This is a genomic window from Sphaerisporangium sp. NPDC005289, from assembly GCF_040607455.1.
Classification (GTDB): Bacteria; Actinomycetota; Actinomycetes; order Streptosporangiales; family Streptosporangiaceae; genus Sphaerisporangium; species Sphaerisporangium rhizosphaerae.
On sequence record NZ_JBEXGS010000050.1, the window covers coordinates 1 to 17,019 of the forward strand.

Annotated in this window: 15 protein-coding genes, 1 tRNA gene and 1 pseudogene; 15 read left to right on the plus strand and 2 right to left on the minus strand. The window is 69.0% G+C overall.

The annotated features are described in order from the left end of the window. Together ABZT47_RS39935 and ABZT47_RS39940 are read left to right on the plus strand one after the other, a co-directional pair. A pseudogene (locus ABZT47_RS39935) lies at positions 1-756 on the plus strand (hypothetical protein); the annotation flags it as partial. 26 nt (positions 757-782) lie between these two features. Continuing rightward, positions 783-2,477, plus strand: coding sequence for a hypothetical protein (locus tag ABZT47_RS39940; RefSeq protein WP_354853923.1), 1,695 nt, complete (start codon positions 783-785; stop codon positions 2,475-2,477). Between the two features lie 249 nt (positions 2,478-2,726). Here ABZT47_RS39940 and ABZT47_RS39945 read toward each other — a convergent pair whose 3' ends face one another. Continuing rightward, positions 2,727-3,746: an adenosine deaminase gene (locus ABZT47_RS39945; RefSeq protein ID WP_354853926.1), complete on the minus strand. Its 1,020-nt coding sequence runs from the start codon at positions 3,744-3,746 to the stop codon at positions 2,727-2,729. Between the two features lie 98 nt (positions 3,747-3,844). Between ABZT47_RS39945 and ABZT47_RS39950 the strand changes: the two genes are divergently transcribed. Continuing rightward, positions 3,845-4,345, plus strand: coding sequence for a SigE family RNA polymerase sigma factor (locus tag ABZT47_RS39950; RefSeq protein WP_354853929.1), 501 nt, complete (start codon positions 3,845-3,847; stop codon positions 4,343-4,345). 20 nt (positions 4,346-4,365) lie between these two features. Continuing rightward, complete coding sequence (locus ABZT47_RS39955; protein ID WP_354853932.1) at positions 4,366-5,349, plus strand: hypothetical protein; 984 nt, start codon at positions 4,366-4,368, stop codon at positions 5,347-5,349. A gap of 63 nt (positions 5,350-5,412) precedes the next feature. Here ABZT47_RS39955 and ABZT47_RS39960 read toward each other — a convergent pair whose 3' ends face one another. Beyond that, positions 5,413-6,618 (minus strand): pyridoxal phosphate-dependent aminotransferase, encoded by a 1,206-nt coding sequence (locus ABZT47_RS39960; protein WP_354853935.1) that lies wholly within the window; start codon positions 6,616-6,618, stop codon positions 5,413-5,415. A 179-nt stretch (positions 6,619-6,797) separates the two neighbouring features. Here ABZT47_RS39960 and ABZT47_RS39965 point away from each other — a divergent pair. The 11 genes from ABZT47_RS39965 to rpoB all read left to right on the plus strand — a co-directional run. Beyond that, positions 6,798-6,870 (plus strand) — tRNA-Trp (locus tag ABZT47_RS39965). A gap of 74 nt (positions 6,871-6,944) precedes the next feature. Then, positions 6,945-7,202, plus strand: a complete 258-nt coding sequence (secE, locus tag ABZT47_RS39970; protein ID WP_354853938.1) for a preprotein translocase subunit SecE — start codon at positions 6,945-6,947, stop codon at positions 7,200-7,202. 136 nt (positions 7,203-7,338) lie between these two features. Continuing rightward, complete coding sequence (gene nusG / locus ABZT47_RS39975; RefSeq protein WP_354853941.1) at positions 7,339-8,136, plus strand: transcription termination/antitermination protein NusG; 798 nt, start codon at positions 7,339-7,341, stop codon at positions 8,134-8,136. Between the two features lie 183 nt (positions 8,137-8,319). Next, positions 8,320-8,751: a 50S ribosomal protein L11 gene (gene rplK, locus ABZT47_RS39980; RefSeq protein WP_354853944.1), complete on the plus strand. Its 432-nt coding sequence runs from the start codon at positions 8,320-8,322 to the stop codon at positions 8,749-8,751. 83 nt (positions 8,752-8,834) lie between these two features. Continuing rightward, positions 8,835-9,554, plus strand: a complete 720-nt coding sequence (gene rplA / locus ABZT47_RS39985; RefSeq protein ID WP_354853947.1) for a 50S ribosomal protein L1 — start codon at positions 8,835-8,837, stop codon at positions 9,552-9,554. A gap of 270 nt (positions 9,555-9,824) precedes the next feature. Then, positions 9,825-10,691, plus strand: coding sequence for a DUF1396 domain-containing protein (locus tag ABZT47_RS39990; RefSeq protein ID WP_354853949.1), 867 nt, complete (start codon positions 9,825-9,827; stop codon positions 10,689-10,691). A gap of 298 nt (positions 10,692-10,989) precedes the next feature. Beyond that, positions 10,990-11,553, plus strand: coding sequence for a 50S ribosomal protein L10 (gene rplJ / locus ABZT47_RS39995; protein WP_354853951.1), 564 nt, complete (start codon positions 10,990-10,992; stop codon positions 11,551-11,553). An 87-nt stretch (positions 11,554-11,640) separates the two neighbouring features. Further along, complete coding sequence (gene rplL, locus ABZT47_RS40000; protein WP_354853954.1) at positions 11,641-12,033, plus strand: 50S ribosomal protein L7/L12; 393 nt, start codon at positions 11,641-11,643, stop codon at positions 12,031-12,033. A gap of 387 nt (positions 12,034-12,420) precedes the next feature. Then, complete coding sequence (locus ABZT47_RS40005) at positions 12,421-12,897, plus strand: hypothetical protein (RefSeq protein ID WP_354853957.1); 477 nt, start codon at positions 12,421-12,423, stop codon at positions 12,895-12,897. After that, positions 12,894-13,463 (plus strand): hypothetical protein, encoded by a 570-nt coding sequence (locus tag ABZT47_RS40010; RefSeq protein WP_354853960.1) that lies wholly within the window; start codon positions 12,894-12,896, stop codon positions 13,461-13,463. The genes ABZT47_RS40005 and ABZT47_RS40010 overlap by 4 nt, the downstream gene beginning before the upstream one ends. Before the next feature lie 454 nt (positions 13,464-13,917). Then, on the plus strand, positions 13,918-17,019 hold a 3,102-nt coding region (gene rpoB / locus ABZT47_RS40015; protein ID WP_354853963.1), incomplete at its 3' end, for a DNA-directed RNA polymerase subunit beta.

The window sequence follows — 17,019 nt, forward strand, 5'->3', positions numbered from 1 at the left end:
TCCGCCGGAGTGGTCTGGTCGCTGATCTTCGCCCCCGCCCCCCGCACCGGAGGACCGGTCGACGTCGAAGCCGCCGGCGGCACGGTCGTCATCACCGCCGGAGAGTCCCTGCCGCCCCTGGTCGACTCCCCGCCGCCTCCGCCGCCCGGCGGCACCGCCGCGCCCGTGAGCAGCCCCCACGTGACCGGGCCCGCCGCGACCCGCCCCGGCGCGGCCGTCCCGACCTCCTCGGTGCCGGTGGTGCCCCCGCCGACCAGCTCCCGCCCCACGGCGAGCCCCACCAAGACGAAGAACAAGACCTCCTCGCCGACGACGAACGACGGCCCCAACAATCCGCCGCCCCCGCCGAAGACCACCTCGTCGCCCAAGCCGTCCCAGAAGTCCACGCCGAAGCAGAGCTCCCAGCCGCAGACCAAACAGACCACCCAGGCTCCGCCTCCGCCTCCGCCGCCTCCTGCCTTCACCGCCTCGACCACCTCAATGGACGTCGGCAGCAGCCGTGACGGCACGGTGACCGTCCGGTCCCAGGTCGGCTCGATCACCTGGGAGGCCGTCGGCCGGGACATCCTGGTCTCGCCCGGCTCGGGCAGCACCGGCAGCGGGCAGACCGCCTCGATCGGGTTCAGCGTCCGCGGGTCGGGCTCCTGCGGCCAGCAGCAGGAGGCCTACATGTCCATCAAGTGGTCCGGCGACAACCAGGGCACCAAAGGCTCCGGGACCATCGGCGTGAACATCACGTACACGAAGCCCTGCTGAACCGACTGAGCACGAGGAGACCGCGCATGCCCCGACTTCGCAAACGCGAGTGGATCATCGTCCTGGTCGCGGTGATCGCGGCTCTGACCGTAGGCATTCCGACGGGCATGGCCCTCGCCGATCCGGCGCCCGCGGCGACCGACCAGGTCAACAACGAGTGTGACGACATCCTCGGCAGCGGCACCCCCGAGTACATGTACTGCCGGTGGATGGCCAAGACACCGAAGGACGCGCTGGACGTCGTCCGCTTCTGGGCCCGCAACGACGGTGAGAAGCTCAAGGAGGCCGTCCCCTATCCGGGGCCGGTGCTGTTCTGCATGGACAAGACCAACAAGGGTCCGGGCATGCAAGATTGCGCCGACAAGGACCAGGTGCTGTGCAAGTACGACCACAGCGCCGGCAAGTACGTCTGCAAGGACACCGACGGCAACGTGACCAAGCCGCCGGCCAAGGCGTGTCAGGGCGGAGAGTTCGACTGTTCCGGCGGCGGCAGTGCTTCCGGCACGCCGACGACGACCTCCGGTGAGACCACCTCGGGCGCGACGCCCGGGCCCACGAGTTCGACCCTGGCCGATCCGGACGCGCAGCCGGTGGACGATCCGAACGCCCAGACGCAGACCGATCCGCAGACACAGACCCAGAGCGATCCGCAGACGCAGAGCGACCCGAACGGTGAGCAGGCGCCGCAGGTGGAGACCTCCAACGGGCCTCAGGATCAGGAGTCGGTGGCGCCGGAGCCAACCCCCAGCGTGACCGCGCCGCGCCCCGACCGCTCCACCGAGCCGCGGCCCGACCCCTCCACCGAGGCGCAGCCGACGGCGACGCCGAAGGCGTCCAAGGCGCCGCTTGCCGCGCCGAACGACGCGACCGGCAAGGCCGCGGCCACGGCGATCAAGCTGGGTATGCGGGTGTGGATCGAGGGCGAGCTGGCCCCGGCGTGGACGGCCGGCAAGGACCAGTTCGACGCGGCGGTCGCCTCGATGGCGGCGCAGGCGAGCCGGCCGGGCGTGGTGGGCGTGAAGTTCGCCCAGGACCTCGGCTACTGGGGCTTCAAGTCGGCCGACGACGTGCGCAGGTTCGTCAAGGAGAGCTCCGCGGCTCTGCGTGCGGCGATCCCGGCGGGCAAGCAGCTCGCGGTGGACGTGGTGGTGCCCGAGATGGGCTGCGGGGCCAACGAGCCGTGCCAGGCGGCGCTGCGTGCCAAGTATCCGCTGATCAGCCGGGCCAACGTCGAGAAGTACGTGCTGACCGGCGATGTGGACCACGTGAACGTGTCCAGCGGCCTGTTCGCCAGCGAGTACGGCAAGTACAAGATCACCCCGGACAAGGCGCTGCGCAACCAGTGGATCGGCGTGCGGGCGCGTGGCTGGGACACCCGGGTGCACGTGGGTGCCCGTGAGGTGGGTCTTGCGCACAGTGGAGCGAACAAGCTGACCGCCGCGCAGGCCGAGGCCGCGGCCAAGCTGCGCGTCGATCTGCCGTTGCAGGCGGGCGTGCAGACGGTGATGCTGTGGACCCACCGCCAGGAGTGGGACGGCGCCACCTGGCGTCTGCTGGACCAGGGCCTGACGACCAACACCATGTGGAAGGCCCTGCAGGCCCGCAAGGGGCTCGGCCGGCTGTCGATCACCTTCGACGCCAGCGACCCCGAGAAGGGCATCACCCAGGACCTCACCAAGCTCGCCGAGGTCTTCGACGAGGTCTACATCCACTCCCAGTGACACACGGACGAGCGCCGTCTCGGGCCGCGAGCCCGAGACACCGCGCTCTCCACAGTTGAACAGCACAAGACCACGGGCCCCGGCGACGGGGCCCGTGGCATGTCCGCAGGTGCCTGGTATGAAGGTCGCCGTCGTGGACGCCGCCGGCAAGGTCATCGCCACCCCGACGATCTACTCGCACGTGCGCGCGGTGCCGCTGGGAGGGTCGATCGCCGTCCTTGGGCGCCCGCCCGGTGGCCTGGGAACCGTTCAGGCCGGGCTGGTCAGCCAGGTGTCGATGGACGTCAGCAGTTCCTTCTTGAAGCCGTCCGGGGCCGTGGAGGACCGGATCGACTGGCGAGCCAGCTCGGCGATCTCGGCGTCGCTGAAGCCGTAGACCTCGCGCGCCAGCTCGTACTGCGGCAGCAGCCGCGCGCCGAACAGCAGCGGGTCGTCGGCGCCGAGCGCGATCGGCACCCCGGCGTCGAACAGCCGCTTCACTGGGACGTCCCCGGCCCGCTGGGCGACGCCGAGGCCGACGTTGGAGGTGGGGCACACCTCGCAGGCGATCTGACGGTCGGCCAGGCGCTCCATCAGCCGCGGGGATTCGGCCGCCCGGATTCCGTGGCCGATGCGGTCGGCGTCCAGGTCGTCCACGCACTCGGCGACGCTCGCGGCGCCCGACAGCTCACCGCCGTGCGGGACGGCCAGCAGCCCGGCCCGCTTGGCGATGCGGAACGCGCCGTCGAAGTCGCGGGCCCGGGCGCGGCGCTCGTCGTTGGACAGCCCGAAGCCCACCACGCCCTTGTCGGCGTACTGCCCGGCCAGCCGGGCGAGGGTCTTGGCGTCGAGCGGGTGCCGGGTGCGGTTGGCGGCGACGATCACCCCGATGCCGACCTTGCTGGACTCCGACGCCCTGGCCGCCGCGTCGAGCACCAGTTCCAGCGTCGCGGTCACCCCGCCGAACCGCTGGGCGTACCCGGAGGGGTCGACCTGGATCTCCAGCCAGCGCGACCCCTCGGCCGCCTCGTCCTCGGCGGCCTCGCGCAGCAGCCGGTAGACGTCCTGATCGCGGCGCAGCACCGAGCGCGCTATGTCGTACAGCCGCTGGAACCGGAACCAGCCGCGCTCGTCGGTGGCCCGTAGTTTGGGCGGCCAGTCCTCCACGAGCGCGTCGGGGAGGTGGACCCCGTGGTCGCGCGCGAGCTCCAGCAGGGTGGAGTGCCGCATGGAGCCGGTGAAGTGCAGGTGAAGATGCGCCTTCGGAAGTTCGTCGAGCGGGCGTGCCATTTCCATATCTTGCCGTACCGCGCCGGCGCGGTGGTCCCGCACCGCCTCTCAACCTCGCGGTGGGTCGGTGCGTTGGGGAGGACGAAAGGGGACTCGCCATGACGGAAGAAGACGAAGCGGCCTTCGACGAATTCCTGGCCGCCCGGAGCACCGCCCTGCTCCGCACGGCCATCCTCGTCTGCGGCGCGTCGATCCACGACGCCGAGGACCTGGCGCAGGGCGCGCTGGAGAGGGTCTACCGGCACTGGCCGAGGATCCGGCACGACAACCCGGAGTCCTACGCCAGGCGGGTCGTGGTCAACGCGGCCATCTCCCGGGCACGGCGGCGCAAGGTGATCCAGGAGATCACCTTCGCCCGTCCTCCCGAGCCGGAGGCGCCGCAGCCGGACCTCGACACGCGCGACGCCCTGCTCGCCGAGCTGCGCCGCCTGCCGGCGCGCATGCGCGCGGTCGTGGTCCTGCGCTACTGGGAGGACCTGTCGGAGGCCGAGACCGCCGCGCTGCTGGGCTGCTCGGCCGGGACGGTGAAGAGCCAGGCCGCACGCGGCCTGGCCAGGATGCGGGCGCGCATGGGCGCCCTGGACGGGACGTCGGTGTGAAATCGGAGGAAAGGTTCGGCATGAACGTAGAAGAAGCGCTCAAGGAAGCCATGTCCGCCCACGTCGCGGACGTCCGCGCGCCCGCGATGATGGGCCAGGCGGTGCGGCGCAGGCACCGCGCGCACGTCACGCGGTTCCGCACGGCCGGCGCCGCCGCGCTGACCGTGCTGGTGGCGGGCTCCTTCCCCGCCTACACCGCCCTCACCTCGGGACATGGCCTCGCGCCGAATCTCGCCCCCGCCCCTACCCCCGCCGGCCCGGCCGTGGCGTCCTCCGGCGCGCCGGCCTCGGACACGCCGACCGCTCTCGGCGACCCGAGTCAGGCGCCGACCGCGCTTGGTGACCCGAGTCAGGCGCCGACCGCTCTCGGCGATCCGAGTCAGGAGCCGACCGCTGTCGATGATCCGAGTCAGGAGCCGACCGATGTCGGTGAGCCGAGTCAGGCGCCGACCTCCCTCCCGTCGGACGAAGGGGTGGACACCGCGACGATGCCCCCGTCCGCCGCGACCGCGGAACCGTCCGACCGGTCCGGCCTGCCGCAGGACCTCGGAGACCTGGGCGACGGCCGCGCCTTCGGCGGGGTCCGCGTCGGTTACCTGCCGGAAGGTCTGCAATGGGGTAAGTGGTCGGGCAAGAACGGTTTCGGCACGACCAGTTACACGACCACCTGGGCCGAGTCCGGCCTCCAGCCGGGCGAGTACTCGGTCCAGATGGTGATCTACGAGGGCGCGGCGGCCAAGCGCGAGCGGTCCAAGCTGAAGGACTACCGGGCCGACGCCAAGGCCACGCGGGTGAACGTCCACGGCTCGGCGGCCGTCATCGCCACGCTGGGCGAGGCGTCGGAGATCACCGGCGACGGCGGAACTCCGACCATCGTGTGGTCCCCAGGGCGGGGTCTGATGGCCGAGGCCATGATCAGCCCTGACTACGCCCGCAAGCTCGGCGCCGACCACACCGGACGCGAGCTGAAGAAGATCGCCGAAGCGGTCCGCCCCACCGGCTGACCGGCCTTCGGAACAGACCGAGGCCCCGGGCCGTCCAAGCCGGGGCCTCGAGCATGCCGTCGTTCAGTGGGCCTCGGACAGGAGCTTGGCGAGGCGGCTGACGCCTTCCGCGAGGTCGTCGTCGCCGAGGGCGTAGGACAGGCGGAAGTAGCCGGGGGTGCCGAAGGCCTCGCCGGGGACCAGGGCGACCTCGGCCTCCTCGAGGATCAGCTCGGCGAGCTCGGCGGACGTGGACGGGCGCCGGCCGCGGAGCTCCTTGCCCAGAATTGCCTTGACCGACGGGTATGCGTAGAACGCACCGAACGGCTCGGGGCACAGGACGCCGGGGATCTCGTTGAGCATGCGCACCATGGTCTGCCGCCGCCGGTCGAACGCCTCGCGCATGCGCGCCACGGCCGAAAGGTCGCCCGAGACCGCCGTCAGGGCCGCCGCCTGCGCGACGTTGGAGACGTTGGAGGTGGCGTGCGACTGCAGGTTGGTGGCGGCCTTCACGACGTCCTTCGGGCCGATCATCCAGCCCACGCGCCAGCCCGTCATGGCGTAGGTCTTGGCGACGCCGTTGAGCACCACGACGTTGTCGCGCAGCTCGGGGACGGCGGTGGCGATGCTGGTGAAGGCCACGCCGCCGTACACCAGGTGCTCGTAGATCTCGTCGGTGACGACCCACAGTCCGTGCTCCGCGGCCCAGCGGCCGATCTCGGCCACCTGGTCGGGGGAGTAGACCGCGCCGGTCGGGTTGGACGGCGACACGAACAGCAGGACCTTGGTGCGCTCGGTGCGTGCGGCCTCGAGCTGGTCGACCGAGGCGAGGTAGCCGGTGGTCTCGTCGGTCACCACGTCGACCTGGACGCCGCCCGCGAGCTTGATCGCCTCAGGGTAGGTCGTCCAGTAGGGGGCCACCACCAGCACCTCGTCGCCCGGGTCGAGCAGCGTGGCGAACGCCTCGTAGACGGCCTGCTTGCCGCCGTTGGTGACCAGCACCTGCGAGGCGTCGACCTCGAAGCCGGAGTCGCGCCGCGTCTTGTCGGCGATGGCCTGCTTGAGCTCGGGAAGACCGCCGGCCGGCGTGTACTTGTGGAACCGCGGGTTCCGGCACGCCTCGACGGCCGCCTCGACGATGTAGTCGGGCGTCGGGAAGTCCGGCTCGCCGGCTCCGAACCCGATGACCGGACGGCCGTCCGCCTTCATCGCCTTGGCCTTGGCGTCGACGGCCAGCGTGGCGGACTCTGAGATGGCGGAAATGCGCGCTGAGATGCGAGGACGGGTCATGCCTTCCATGCTTCCAGACGTCTCCCACCGCCGCCGCCCTATATCCGTGAACTGGACAAGCGGTGTCCGTCATGACGTGTCGCACGAGTTGGTTCGACGTGAGGCGCATTCACCCGTACACTTCTGCAACTAGTGAGCGACGTACCCCCGACCGCTCGGGGTAAGGTGGTTCACGGCAGAGGGCACTAGCGCAATTGGTAGCGCACCGGTCTCCAAAACCGGCGGTTGGGGGTTCGAGTCCCTCGTGCCCTGCGGAGTGCGGTCCGCGCACCGATGGCGTGTATGCCGCCGAAAGTTGCGTAGGAACGACGGATCAGGTGAGGACTGTGGCGATCGACACACGCGGCGAGGCCGCCGACAGGCCGAGTAAGCCGTCCGGCCAGACCGTTAAGAAGCGCACCTCTCCCGCACTTTTCTACCGGCAGATCATCGCCGAGCTTCGCAAGGTGATCTGGCCGACGCGCAAGGATCTGATCTCTTACACCACGGTGGTCCTCGTCTTTGTCTTGATCATGGTCGGGCTCGTGGCGGGGATAGACTTCTTGCTCACGCAGGGTGTGCTGGCGGTCTTCGGCGGAGCCTGAGCCGGCCGCCGCGCGACAGCCGTCCCCGGCGGGTCGGTGGCCGTCTTGAACGGCGGCCCCCCGCTGACGGGCGGCTGCACGTCCTTGTAGGGCGTCAAAGATCGCAACATCATCGACGAGAGAAGAAAGAGTCACCGTGTCCGAGTCCCCACTGTCGGCTGGCGCATCCCACGAGGAGTGGGAGGGCGAGCCGGAAGAGGCGATCGAGATCACCGACGAGTCCGGCGAGGCCCCTGAGGCCGCGGATGACGCCGACGAGTCCGGTGATGCCGACGAGTCAGGCGAGGCCGTTGAGCCCGAGGCTCCGGTCGGCGCCGTTGACGAAGACGGTGATCTCGTTCCCGATGTCGACCCTGTCGAAGAGTTCAAGCGCTCCATGCGGGGCCTGCCCGGCGAGTGGTACGTCATCCACTCCTACGCCGGTTACGAGAACCGCGTGAAGTCCAACATCGAGACCCGCACCCAGTCGCTCAACATGGAGGACTACCTCTTCCAGGTCGAGGTGCCGGTCCACACCGTCACCGAGATCAAGGGCGGCAAGCGCACCCCGGTCAAGGAGCGCGTGCTCCCCGGCTACGTGCTGGTGCGCATGGAGCTGACCGACGAGTCCTGGTCCGCGGTGCGCAACACGCCCGGCGTGACCGGCTTCGTGGGCCTGTCCAACCGGCCGAGCCCGCTGAGCCTGGACGAGGTCGCCAAGCTGCTCGCGCCCGAGCCGACCGAGCAGACCAAGACGACCGCCGCCAAGGCCGCGGCCGCCACCGTCGACTTCGAGGTCGGCGAGTCGGTCACCGTCATGGACGGCCCCTTCGCCACGCTGCCCGCGACGGTCAGCGAGATCAGCGCCGAGTCGCAGAAGCTCAAGGTGCTGGTCTCGATCTTCGGTCGTGAGACGCCGGTCGAGCTGTCGTTCAACCAGGTCTCCAAGATCTGACGCCCGTCCAGGTCCTGGCGATCTGGCGGCGCGCATACACTGATAAGTCGTCCCGCGGGCCGGCCGTTCGAGCGGCCGCGGGGTTGGTCCCGAGGGAGCACGGCCGTCTGGCCCTCGCCTGCCCTCGGGGGGCTTCCACGCCCTGTGGGAGTTTCACAGGAGTTCAGGACCCGGAGTAGGACAATGCCTCCTAAGAAGAAGATCGCGGCTCTGGTCAAGGTCCAGCTTCCCGCTGGCCAGGCCACGCCCGCGCCGCCCGTCGGTACCGCCCTCGGTCCCCACGGCGTCAACATCATGGACTTCGTCAAGCAGTACAACGCTGCGACCGAGGCCCAGCGGGGCAACATCATCCCCGTCGAGATCACCATCTTCGAAGACCGCAGCTTCACCTTCGTCACCAAGACGCCGCCGGCGCCTGAGCTGATCAAGAAGGCCGCGGGCGTCGACAAGGCCAGCGCCAACCCGCACCGCGACAAGGTGGGCAAGCTCACCAAGGACCAGCTGCGCCAGATCGCCGAGACGAAGATGCCCGACCTCAACGCCAACGACATCGAGGCGGCCGAGAAGATCATCGCCGGCACCGCCCGGTCGATGGGCATCACCATCGCCGACTGACCCGCGCAGCGGGTCGAGGCACGACAGACACAGTGGGAGGGCCACGCGCTGGCCCGTCACCACGGGCTCCAGAAGGAGAAGCAGTGAAGCGCAGCAAGACCTACCGCAAGGCGGACGAGCAGATCGACCACGAGGCGCTGTACAGCCCGGTCGACGCTACCAAGATCGCCAAGGCCAGCTCGGTCACCAAGTTCGACGCCACCGTCGAGGTGGCCCTGCGGCTGGGCGTCGACCCCCGCAAGGCCGACCAGATGGTCCGCGGCACCGTCAACCTCCCGCACGGCACCGGCAAGACCGCCCGGGTCCTGGTCTTCGCCACCGGTGACCGCGCCGAGGAGGCCCGCGCCGCGGGCGCCGACATCGTCGGCGCCGACGAGCTGATCGAAGAGATCGCCAAGGGCAACCGCCTCAACGAGTTCGACGCCGTCGTGGCCACGCCCGACCTCATGGGCAAGGTCGGCCGCCTCGGCCGCGTGCTCGGCCCGCGCGGTCTCATGCCGAACCCCAAGACCGGCACCGTCACCCCCGCGGTGGCCAAGGCCGTGACCGAGATCAAGGGCGGCAAGATCGAGTTCCGCGTCGACCGTCACGCGAACCTCCACTTCATCATCGGCAAGGTGTCCTTCCCCGAGCGCCAGCTCCTGGAGAACTACGCCGCCGCGCTGGACGAGATCGTGCGTCTCAAGCCGTCCGCGGCCAAGGGGCGCTACCTCAAGAAGGTCACCTTCTCCACGTCGATGGGCCCGGGCATCCCGGTGGACCCGAACGTGACGCGGGGGATCACCGCCGAGCTGGACGCCTGAGGTCCTCCTCGCGCCATCGGGCGAGCGGCGCGCACCGTGCCGCCGCCTGACGGGCACAACCTGAGAACCACCTGAGAAAGGCCCGCACACAGTGCGGGCCTTTCTTCTTTACGTTTTCGGTTTCCTCGCAGGTGAACCCCCCGTTTCCCCGTCATGCGCGCTTCCAGGGCCGGTAATCGATGCTCATACTCCGCCGCACGGGGTAGGGGCAGCACGTAGGGTAAAAATTACTTATGGGGGATACAGAAGGGTTACCTAGTGAACCGGCGAATGACACCCGCGATCGCGGCCGTGGGCTCGGCCATGCTCCTCGCGGTATCGGCATGTGGTCAGGCATCGCAGCAGCCGGCCGAGTCCCTCGGCGCGGTTCAGCTCTCCGCGGCTGAGTCCCTTCAGCACAGCGCCGAGAGCGCCCAGGACGTGACGTCCTACAACGCCCAGCTCGCACTGGACTTCAGCGCCCCGAACGAGGGCGCGGGGTCGGTCAAGGGCTCCATGGTGGTCCACCAGAAGCCCCAGCTCGCCTCCGACGTGACGCTGGACACCATCAACGTCCGCGGCCAGAACATCCCCGGCGGCGTGCGCGTCATCCTCGTCGGGCAGACGGCCTACATCAAGGTCGACATGCTCAACAAGCTGGTCGGCGGCAGCAAGCCGTGGATCAAGCTCGACCTGGCCAGGGCCGGGCAGAACGCCGGCGTGGACGTCGACCAGTTCCTGTCCCAGGCCCAGCAGATCGACCTGCAGACCAGCGTGCGGATGCTGACCAGCTCCAAGGACGTCGCCAAGGTCGGCTCCGAGACCGTCGGCGGCGTCGACACCACGCACTACAAGGGCACCTTCACGGTGGCCGAGGCGGTCAAGCTGCTGTCGCCCGAGATGCAGAAGCGCGTCCAGGGGCAGCTGACCAACGTCAAGGACATGAAGTTCGACACCTGGATCGACGCGCAGAGCCTCCCGCGCAAGGTGGAGATGAACGGCGGCGCCGGCGACGGCGTGTTCAAGCTGACGTCCACGTTCACCTCCTTCAACCAGGCCGCGGAGGTCACCGCACCCCCGGCCGACCAGGTGGGCGACCTCCCGCAGAACCTCAACGGGCTCAACGGGACGGACGCCACCGGCACCACCGGAAGCTGACCGTCACGGGTCGCGCTCCGCGCCACTCCTCCGCGAGTTGGCGCGGAGCGCGAAGCCCGGGTACAGTATTCAACGCCGAAGACCGCCGGTCGTCGCCGAGCCCGTTATGGCTCGGTGGCCCAAGGATCCACTGTGGTGGATGGCCTGCGCAGGTGTGATGTGAGTTTCCATATGGCTGCTCGCGCGGATCCTTTTCCCGCGTGACCTCTGTGTGTGAGCCCCGTGCGCCTGCGCCGGGGCTTGTTCTCATTTACGGACTCCTGGGCCCTTCGCCGGTGGCACATCTGGAAGGAGGCCCATGGCGAGGGCGGAAAAGGCGACCGCGGTTGCCGAGCTCAAAGAACACTTTGAGAGCTCCAGCGCCGCTGTCCTGACCGAGTACCGCGGTCTCACCGTGGCGCAGCTCAAGCAGCTGCGCGTCACGCTCGGTGGGAATGCGAAGTTCGCCGTGGCGAAGAACACGCTGTCCAAGATCGCGGCCAACGAGGCCGGGGTCACCTCCCTGGACAATCTGTTCCAGGGTCCGACCGCGATCGCGTTCGTCAGTGGCGACGTGGTCGAGGCGGCCAAGGGTCTGCGTGACTTCGCCAAGGCCAATCCCCTCCTGGTCATCAAGGGTGGTGTCGTCGACGGCAAGTCGATGACCCCGGCCGAGATCGCGACGCTCGCCGACCTCGAGTCGCGCGAGATCCTGCTCGCGAAGCTGGCCGGCGCGCTGAAGGCGAAGCAGTCTCAGGCCGCCGCCACGTTCAACGCGCTGCCCACCCAGCTGGCCCGGCTCGTCGAGGCCCTGCGCGAGAAGCGCGGGGAGACCGGCGGCACGGAGGCCGGCGCGGACGCCGCCGCGGACGCCGCCGAGTAGTTCCGGCGCGGAAGCGACCAAAGCAGGGGATTGCGGCGCATACCGCGGTCCGATTCACGTTTTGCAATTCATATGGAGGAACCACCCATGGCGAAGCTCAGCACCGACGAGCTGCTCGACGCGTTCAAGGAGATGACCCTCCTTGAGCTGTCCGACTTCGTGAAGCTCTTCGAGGAGACCTTCGACGTCAAGGCCGCCGCTCCGGTGGCCGTGGCCGCCGCCCCCGGCGCCGGTGGTGGCGCCGCCGCCGCCGAGGAGGCCGAGGAGCAGGACGAGTTCGACGTCATCCTCGAGGCCGCCGGCGACAAGAAGATCCAGGTCATCAAGGAGGTCCGCGCGCTCACCAGCCTCGGCCTCAAGGAGGCCAAGGACCTCGTCGACGGGGCTCCCAAGCCGCTGCTCGAGAAGGTCAACAAGGAAGCCGCTGAGAAGGCCAAGGCCGCCCTGGAGGGCGCCGGCGCCACCGTCACCGTCAAGTGACCTCACGCGTCTCGTAGCTCCACCTGAGCGTCTGAAGGCTCCACGCGAGCGTTCACAGCTCTACAAGGAAGGGGCGGTCCACCCTGGTGCCGGGTGGTCCGTCCCTTTCTGGTTTTCCGCGCGGGCTTGCGGCTGTCCAGGTCTTTCTTCCTGTCCCGATGCCCCCTTCCGTCCTGCGGCGGACCTTTCCGGCCCGTCCTGTACGGGCAAAGAGGATGATCGCCCATTTGGATCTTGATACCGGGTTATGATCCGGCGAACCGCCGGGCGGCCGGGGACCGGGTCCGGCGCGTCCGTGCCGTCGTGGCGCCGAGCGGCGCCGGTCAGGGCGATCGGAGGGAACAGGTGGCGCTGCACGCGGCTCGCTCCCCCCGCAGGAGGCGCCTTGTGGTGCTCCTGGCGCTGGTCGCGCTCGTCGCCGCGCTGGGCGCCGCGTGGGTGCGCGTCGGCGACGACCTCGACCAGGCGCGGGCGGTGGCACACGACCGCTTGGCCGCCGTCCAGGCCGCCAAGCGGTACGCGCTGAACCTCATGGCCGTTGACTACCGCACGATCGACCGCGACGTCCAGCGGGTGATGGACACCTCCACGGGCCAGGCGCGCGAGCAGTTCGCCCGGGAGGCCGGCAATCTGAAGGAGGCGACCCGCCGGAACAAGGCCGTGCAGACGGGCGTCGTGCGCGCCGCGGGGCTCGCCTCCATGAACGACCGGCGCAGCGCGGCGCGGGTGCTGGTCGTGGCCGACTCGGTGATCCGCTGGGACCAGGTCAAGACCGCCCCGCAGGAGCGCTTCTACCGCTGGAACATCGAGGTGAGCAAGGTGGGACAGGGCTGGGCGGCCTCGAGCCTGGAGCCGGTCGAGTGACCGGCGAGGGCGGCCTGAGGTCCCCTGAGGAGGCCGTGGCGTCCCGCTCCCGGTCGTGGCGATTCCTCGCCGCCGTCACGCTGCTCGGCCTTCTGGCGGCCGTTCTGGCCGTCCTGACGGTCCTCGCCTATCTGAGGCTGCGCGAGTTGCGCGACAGCGAGTCCGCGGCGGCCGACGCGACCGCCGCGGCGCGGGCCTACGCGCCGGACATGCTGTCCTACGACTACCGCACGATCGAGGCCGACCTCGCCCGGGCCAAGGGGTACGCCACCGGCGACCTGGCCGCCCACTACGGGGAGCTGACGCGGGTCCTGGCCCCCGTGGTCAGGCGCGAGCAGACCGTGCAGCAGACGGCTGTGGTCGCCGCGGCGGTGGAATCGGCGACGCCCGACCGGGTTCAGGTGTTGCTGTTCATGAACATGGGAACGTCAAAGCTGGTGCCGGGCGAGAAACGGCCCCAGAGGCAGGTCCTGCACAATCGCGCCCGGTTCGTGCTGGTCAGAGGCCAGGAGCACTGGCTGGTGTCGGAGCTGTCGACGCTGATCGGCAACGCCCCCGGCGGCTGAGATCCACGGCGGTGGGACGGCCGTGCGGCGTGGCGCGTTATTAAATCGTTAGTAAAGCTTGGGTTTGAGCATCGCGCGGGTTGGGCATGACAAAGGGCACGACAGTGTCGTGAGGCGGCAAGCCTTCGATCCTCCGTGTGACTGAGCGTTAGCCGATCCGCAGCGCGGGTATCGTCTGGCCCGGCTGGCCGCTCCGTCTCCAGAGGGGAGAAAACCCAGCGTGACGGGGCTTGGTCGCCTCGAATGTGGGTCTACGGGCTTGACGTTTCGGCGCTGACGGGCGATGCTGCGTCCAGTGTGGGTGCGCAGAGCGAGACTGAGTGGACAGGTGTATGCCCATCGGCTACACTGCCCCTTTGCGCTGCCCTTTGACGACCCGCTTCTCTAGGTAACTTTGATGCATGGTCGTCTGGCGTGCGTGTAGTCAGTCCGCGAGCCCTCGGAAGGACATCTGTTGGCAGCCTCGCGCAACGCCTTCGCCGTACCCGCTGGTCCCCGCCGCGTCTCTTTCGCGCGCATTCAGGAGCCGCTCGAAGTTCCCGATCTTCTCGCCCTGCAGACCGAGTCGTTCGACTGGTTGCTCGGCAACGAGAAATGGCGGTCGCGGGTCGAGGCGGCTCGCCAGGCCGGGCGCAAGGACGTTCCGGCCCAGTCCGGTCTCGAAGAGATCTTCGAGGAGATCAGTCCCATCGAGGACTTCTCCGGAACGATGTCCTTGTCGTTCCGCGACCACCGGTTCGAGCCGCCCAAGTACTCCGTCGATGAGTGCAAAGACAAGGACATGACCTTCTCCGCCCCGATGTTCGTCACGGCGGAGTTCATCAATAACACCACCGGTGAGATCAAGAGCCAGACGGTGTTCATGGGCGACTTCCCGCTCATGACCTCCAAGGGCACCTTCATCATCAATGGCACCGAGCGTGTCGTGGTCTCCCAGCTGGTGCGGTCCCCCGGTGTCTACTTCGACCGTTCGGTCGACAAGACCTCCGACAAGGACCTGTACGGCTGCAAGGTGATCCCCTCGCGCGGTGCTTGGCTCGAGTTCGAGATCGACAAGCGCGACAGCGTCGGTGTGCGCATCGACCGCAAGCGCAAGCAGGCCGTCACCGTCCTGCTGAAGGCCCTCGGCTGGACCAACAACCAGATCCTCGAGCGGTTCGGCCGGTACGAGTCGATGCGCGCCACCCTGGAGAAGGACCACACCTCCGGCCAGGACGACGCCCTGCTCGACATCTACCGCAAGCTGCGCCCGGGCGAGCCGCCGACCAAGGAGTCCGCCCAGACGCTGCTGGAGAACCTCTACTTCAACCCCAAGCGCTACGACCTGGCCAAGGTCGGCCGCTACAAGATCAACAAGAAGCTCGGCGTCGACGCCGACATCAACCAGGGGACGCTCACCGAAGAGGACATCGTCGCCACCATCGAGTACATCGTCCGGCTGCACGCCGGCGAGGTCGAGATGCCCGGGGCGAACGGTCAGATCGTCGTCGAGACCGACGACATCGACCACTTCGGCAACCGCCGCCTGCGCACCGTCGGCGAGCTGATCCAGAACCAGGTCCGCCTGGGCCTGGCCCGCATGGAGCGCGTCGTCCGCGAGCGCATGACCACGCAGGACGTCGAGGCGATCACGCCGCAGACCCTGATCAACATCCGCCCGGTCGTGGCGTCGATCAAGGAGTTCTTCGGCACCTCCCAGCTGTCGCAGTTCATGGACCAGACCAACCCGCTGGCCGGCCTGACGCACAAGCGGCGTCTGTCCGCGCTCGGCCCCGGTGGTCTGTCTCGTGAGCGGGCCGGCTTCGAGGTCCGCGACGTGCACCCCTCGCACTACGGCCGCATGTGCCCGATCGAGACCCCTGAAGGCCCGAACATCGGCCTCATCGGCTCGCTCTCGTCCTTCGGCCGGGTCAACACCTTCGGCTTCGTCGAGACGCCCTACCGCAAGGTCGTGGACGGCCGGGTCACCGAGGAGATCGACTACCTGACCGCCGACGAGGAGGACAGGCACGTCATCGCCCAGGCCAACACCCCGCTGAAGGCCGACGGCGCCTTCGCCGAGGACCGCGTCCTGGTCCGCAGGAAGGGCGGCGAGGTCGAGTTCATCCGGCCCAACGAGGTCGACTACATGGACGTCTCGGCCCGCCAGATGGTGTCGGTCGCGACCGCCATGATCCCCTTCCTGGAGCACGACGACGCCAACCGCGCGCTCATGGGCTCCAACATGCAGCGCCAGTCGGTCCCGCTCCTCAAGAGCGAGGCCCCGCTGGTCGGCACCGGCATGGAGTACCGCGCGGCAACCGACGCCGGCGACGTCATCACCGCCGAGAAGGCGGGCGTCGTCGAGGAGGTCTCGGCCGACTACGTCACCGTCATGAACGACGACGGCACCCGCACGACCTACCGCGTGGCGAAGTTCAAGCGCTCCAACCAGGGCACCTGCTTCAACCAGAAGCCCATCGTCCGCGAGGGCGACCGGGTGGAGGTCAACCAGGTCGTCGCCGACGGTCCGTGCACCGACAACGGTGAGATGGCGCTCGGCAAGAACCTCCTGGTGGCGTTCATGCCGTGGGAGGGCCACAACTACGAAGACGCGATCATCCTGTCCCAGCGGCTGGTGCAGGACGACGTGCTGTCCTCGATCCACATCGAGGAGCACGAGGTCGACGCCCGCGACACCAAGCTGGGCCCTGAGGAGATCACCCGGGACATCCCGAACGTCTCCGAGGAGGTCCTGGCCGACCTCGACGAGCGCGGCATCATCCGCATCGGCGCCGAGGTCGTTCCCGGTGACATCCTGGTCGGCAAGGTCACGCCCAAGGGCGAGACCGAGCTGACCCCGGAGGAGCGGCTGCTGCGCGCGATCTTCGGTGAGAAGGCCCGCGAGGTCCGCGACACCTCCCTGAAGGTCCCGCACGGCGAGATGGGCAAGGTCATCGGCGTCCGCGTGTTCAGCCGCGAGGAGGGCGACGAGCTTCCCCCCGGTGTGAACGAGCTGGTCCGGGTGTACGTCGCCCAGAAGCGCAAGATCACCGACGGTGACAAGCTGGCGGGCCGGCACGGCAACAAGGGCGTCATCTCCAAGATCCTGCCCGTGGAGGACATGCCGTTCCTGGAGGACGGCACCCCGGTCGACATCATCCTCAACCCGCTGGGCGTGCCCGGCCGGATGAACGTCGGCCAGGTCCTGGAGACCCACCTCGGATGGATCGCCGCCCGCGGCTGGGACATCACGGGGGTGCAGGAGGCCTGGGCCGAGCGGCTCCGCGACAAGGGCTTCGGGCAGGTCGAGCCGCGCACCAACATGGCCACCCCGGTGTTCGACGGCGCCCACGAGGAAGAGATCGTCGGCCTGCTCGGCAACACCGTCCCCAACCGTGACGGGGAGCGGATGGTGGCGAAGAGCGGCAAGGCCCAGTTGTTCGACGGCAGATCGGGCGAGCCGTTCCCGTACCACATCTCGGTCGGCTACATCTACATCCTCAAGCTGCTCCACCTGGTCGACGACAAGATCCACGCCCGCTCGACCGGTCCGTACTCCATGATCACCCAGCAG

Bases quoted from the DNA above. Each gene is read 5' to 3' on its own strand.
- rplJ (WP_354853951.1), top strand. From the start codon at position 10,990: ATGGCGAGGGCGGAAAAGGCGACCGCGGTTGCCGAGCTCAAAGAACAC.
- ABZT47_RS39955 (WP_354853932.1), top strand. From the start codon at position 4,366: ATGAACGTAGAAGAAGCGCTCAAGGAAGCCATGTCCGCCCACGTCGCG.
- ABZT47_RS39940 (WP_354853923.1), top strand. From the start codon at position 783: ATGCCCCGACTTCGCAAACGCGAGTGGATCATCGTCCTGGTCGCGGTG.
- ABZT47_RS39945 (WP_354853926.1), bottom strand. From the start codon at position 3,746: ATGGCACGCCCGCTCGACGAACTTCCGAAGGCGCATCTTCACCTGCAC.
- rplL (WP_354853954.1), top strand. From the start codon at position 11,641: ATGGCGAAGCTCAGCACCGACGAGCTGCTCGACGCGTTCAAGGAGATG.
- ABZT47_RS39960 (WP_354853935.1), bottom strand. From the start codon at position 6,618: ATGACCCGTCCTCGCATCTCAGCGCGCATTTCCGCCATCTCAGAGTCC.
- rplK (WP_354853944.1), top strand. From the start codon at position 8,320: ATGCCTCCTAAGAAGAAGATCGCGGCTCTGGTCAAGGTCCAGCTTCCC.
- ABZT47_RS39990 (WP_354853949.1), top strand. From the start codon at position 9,825: ATGACACCCGCGATCGCGGCCGTGGGCTCGGCCATGCTCCTCGCGGTA.
- ABZT47_RS39950 (WP_354853929.1), top strand. From the start codon at position 3,845: ATGACGGAAGAAGACGAAGCGGCCTTCGACGAATTCCTGGCCGCCCGG.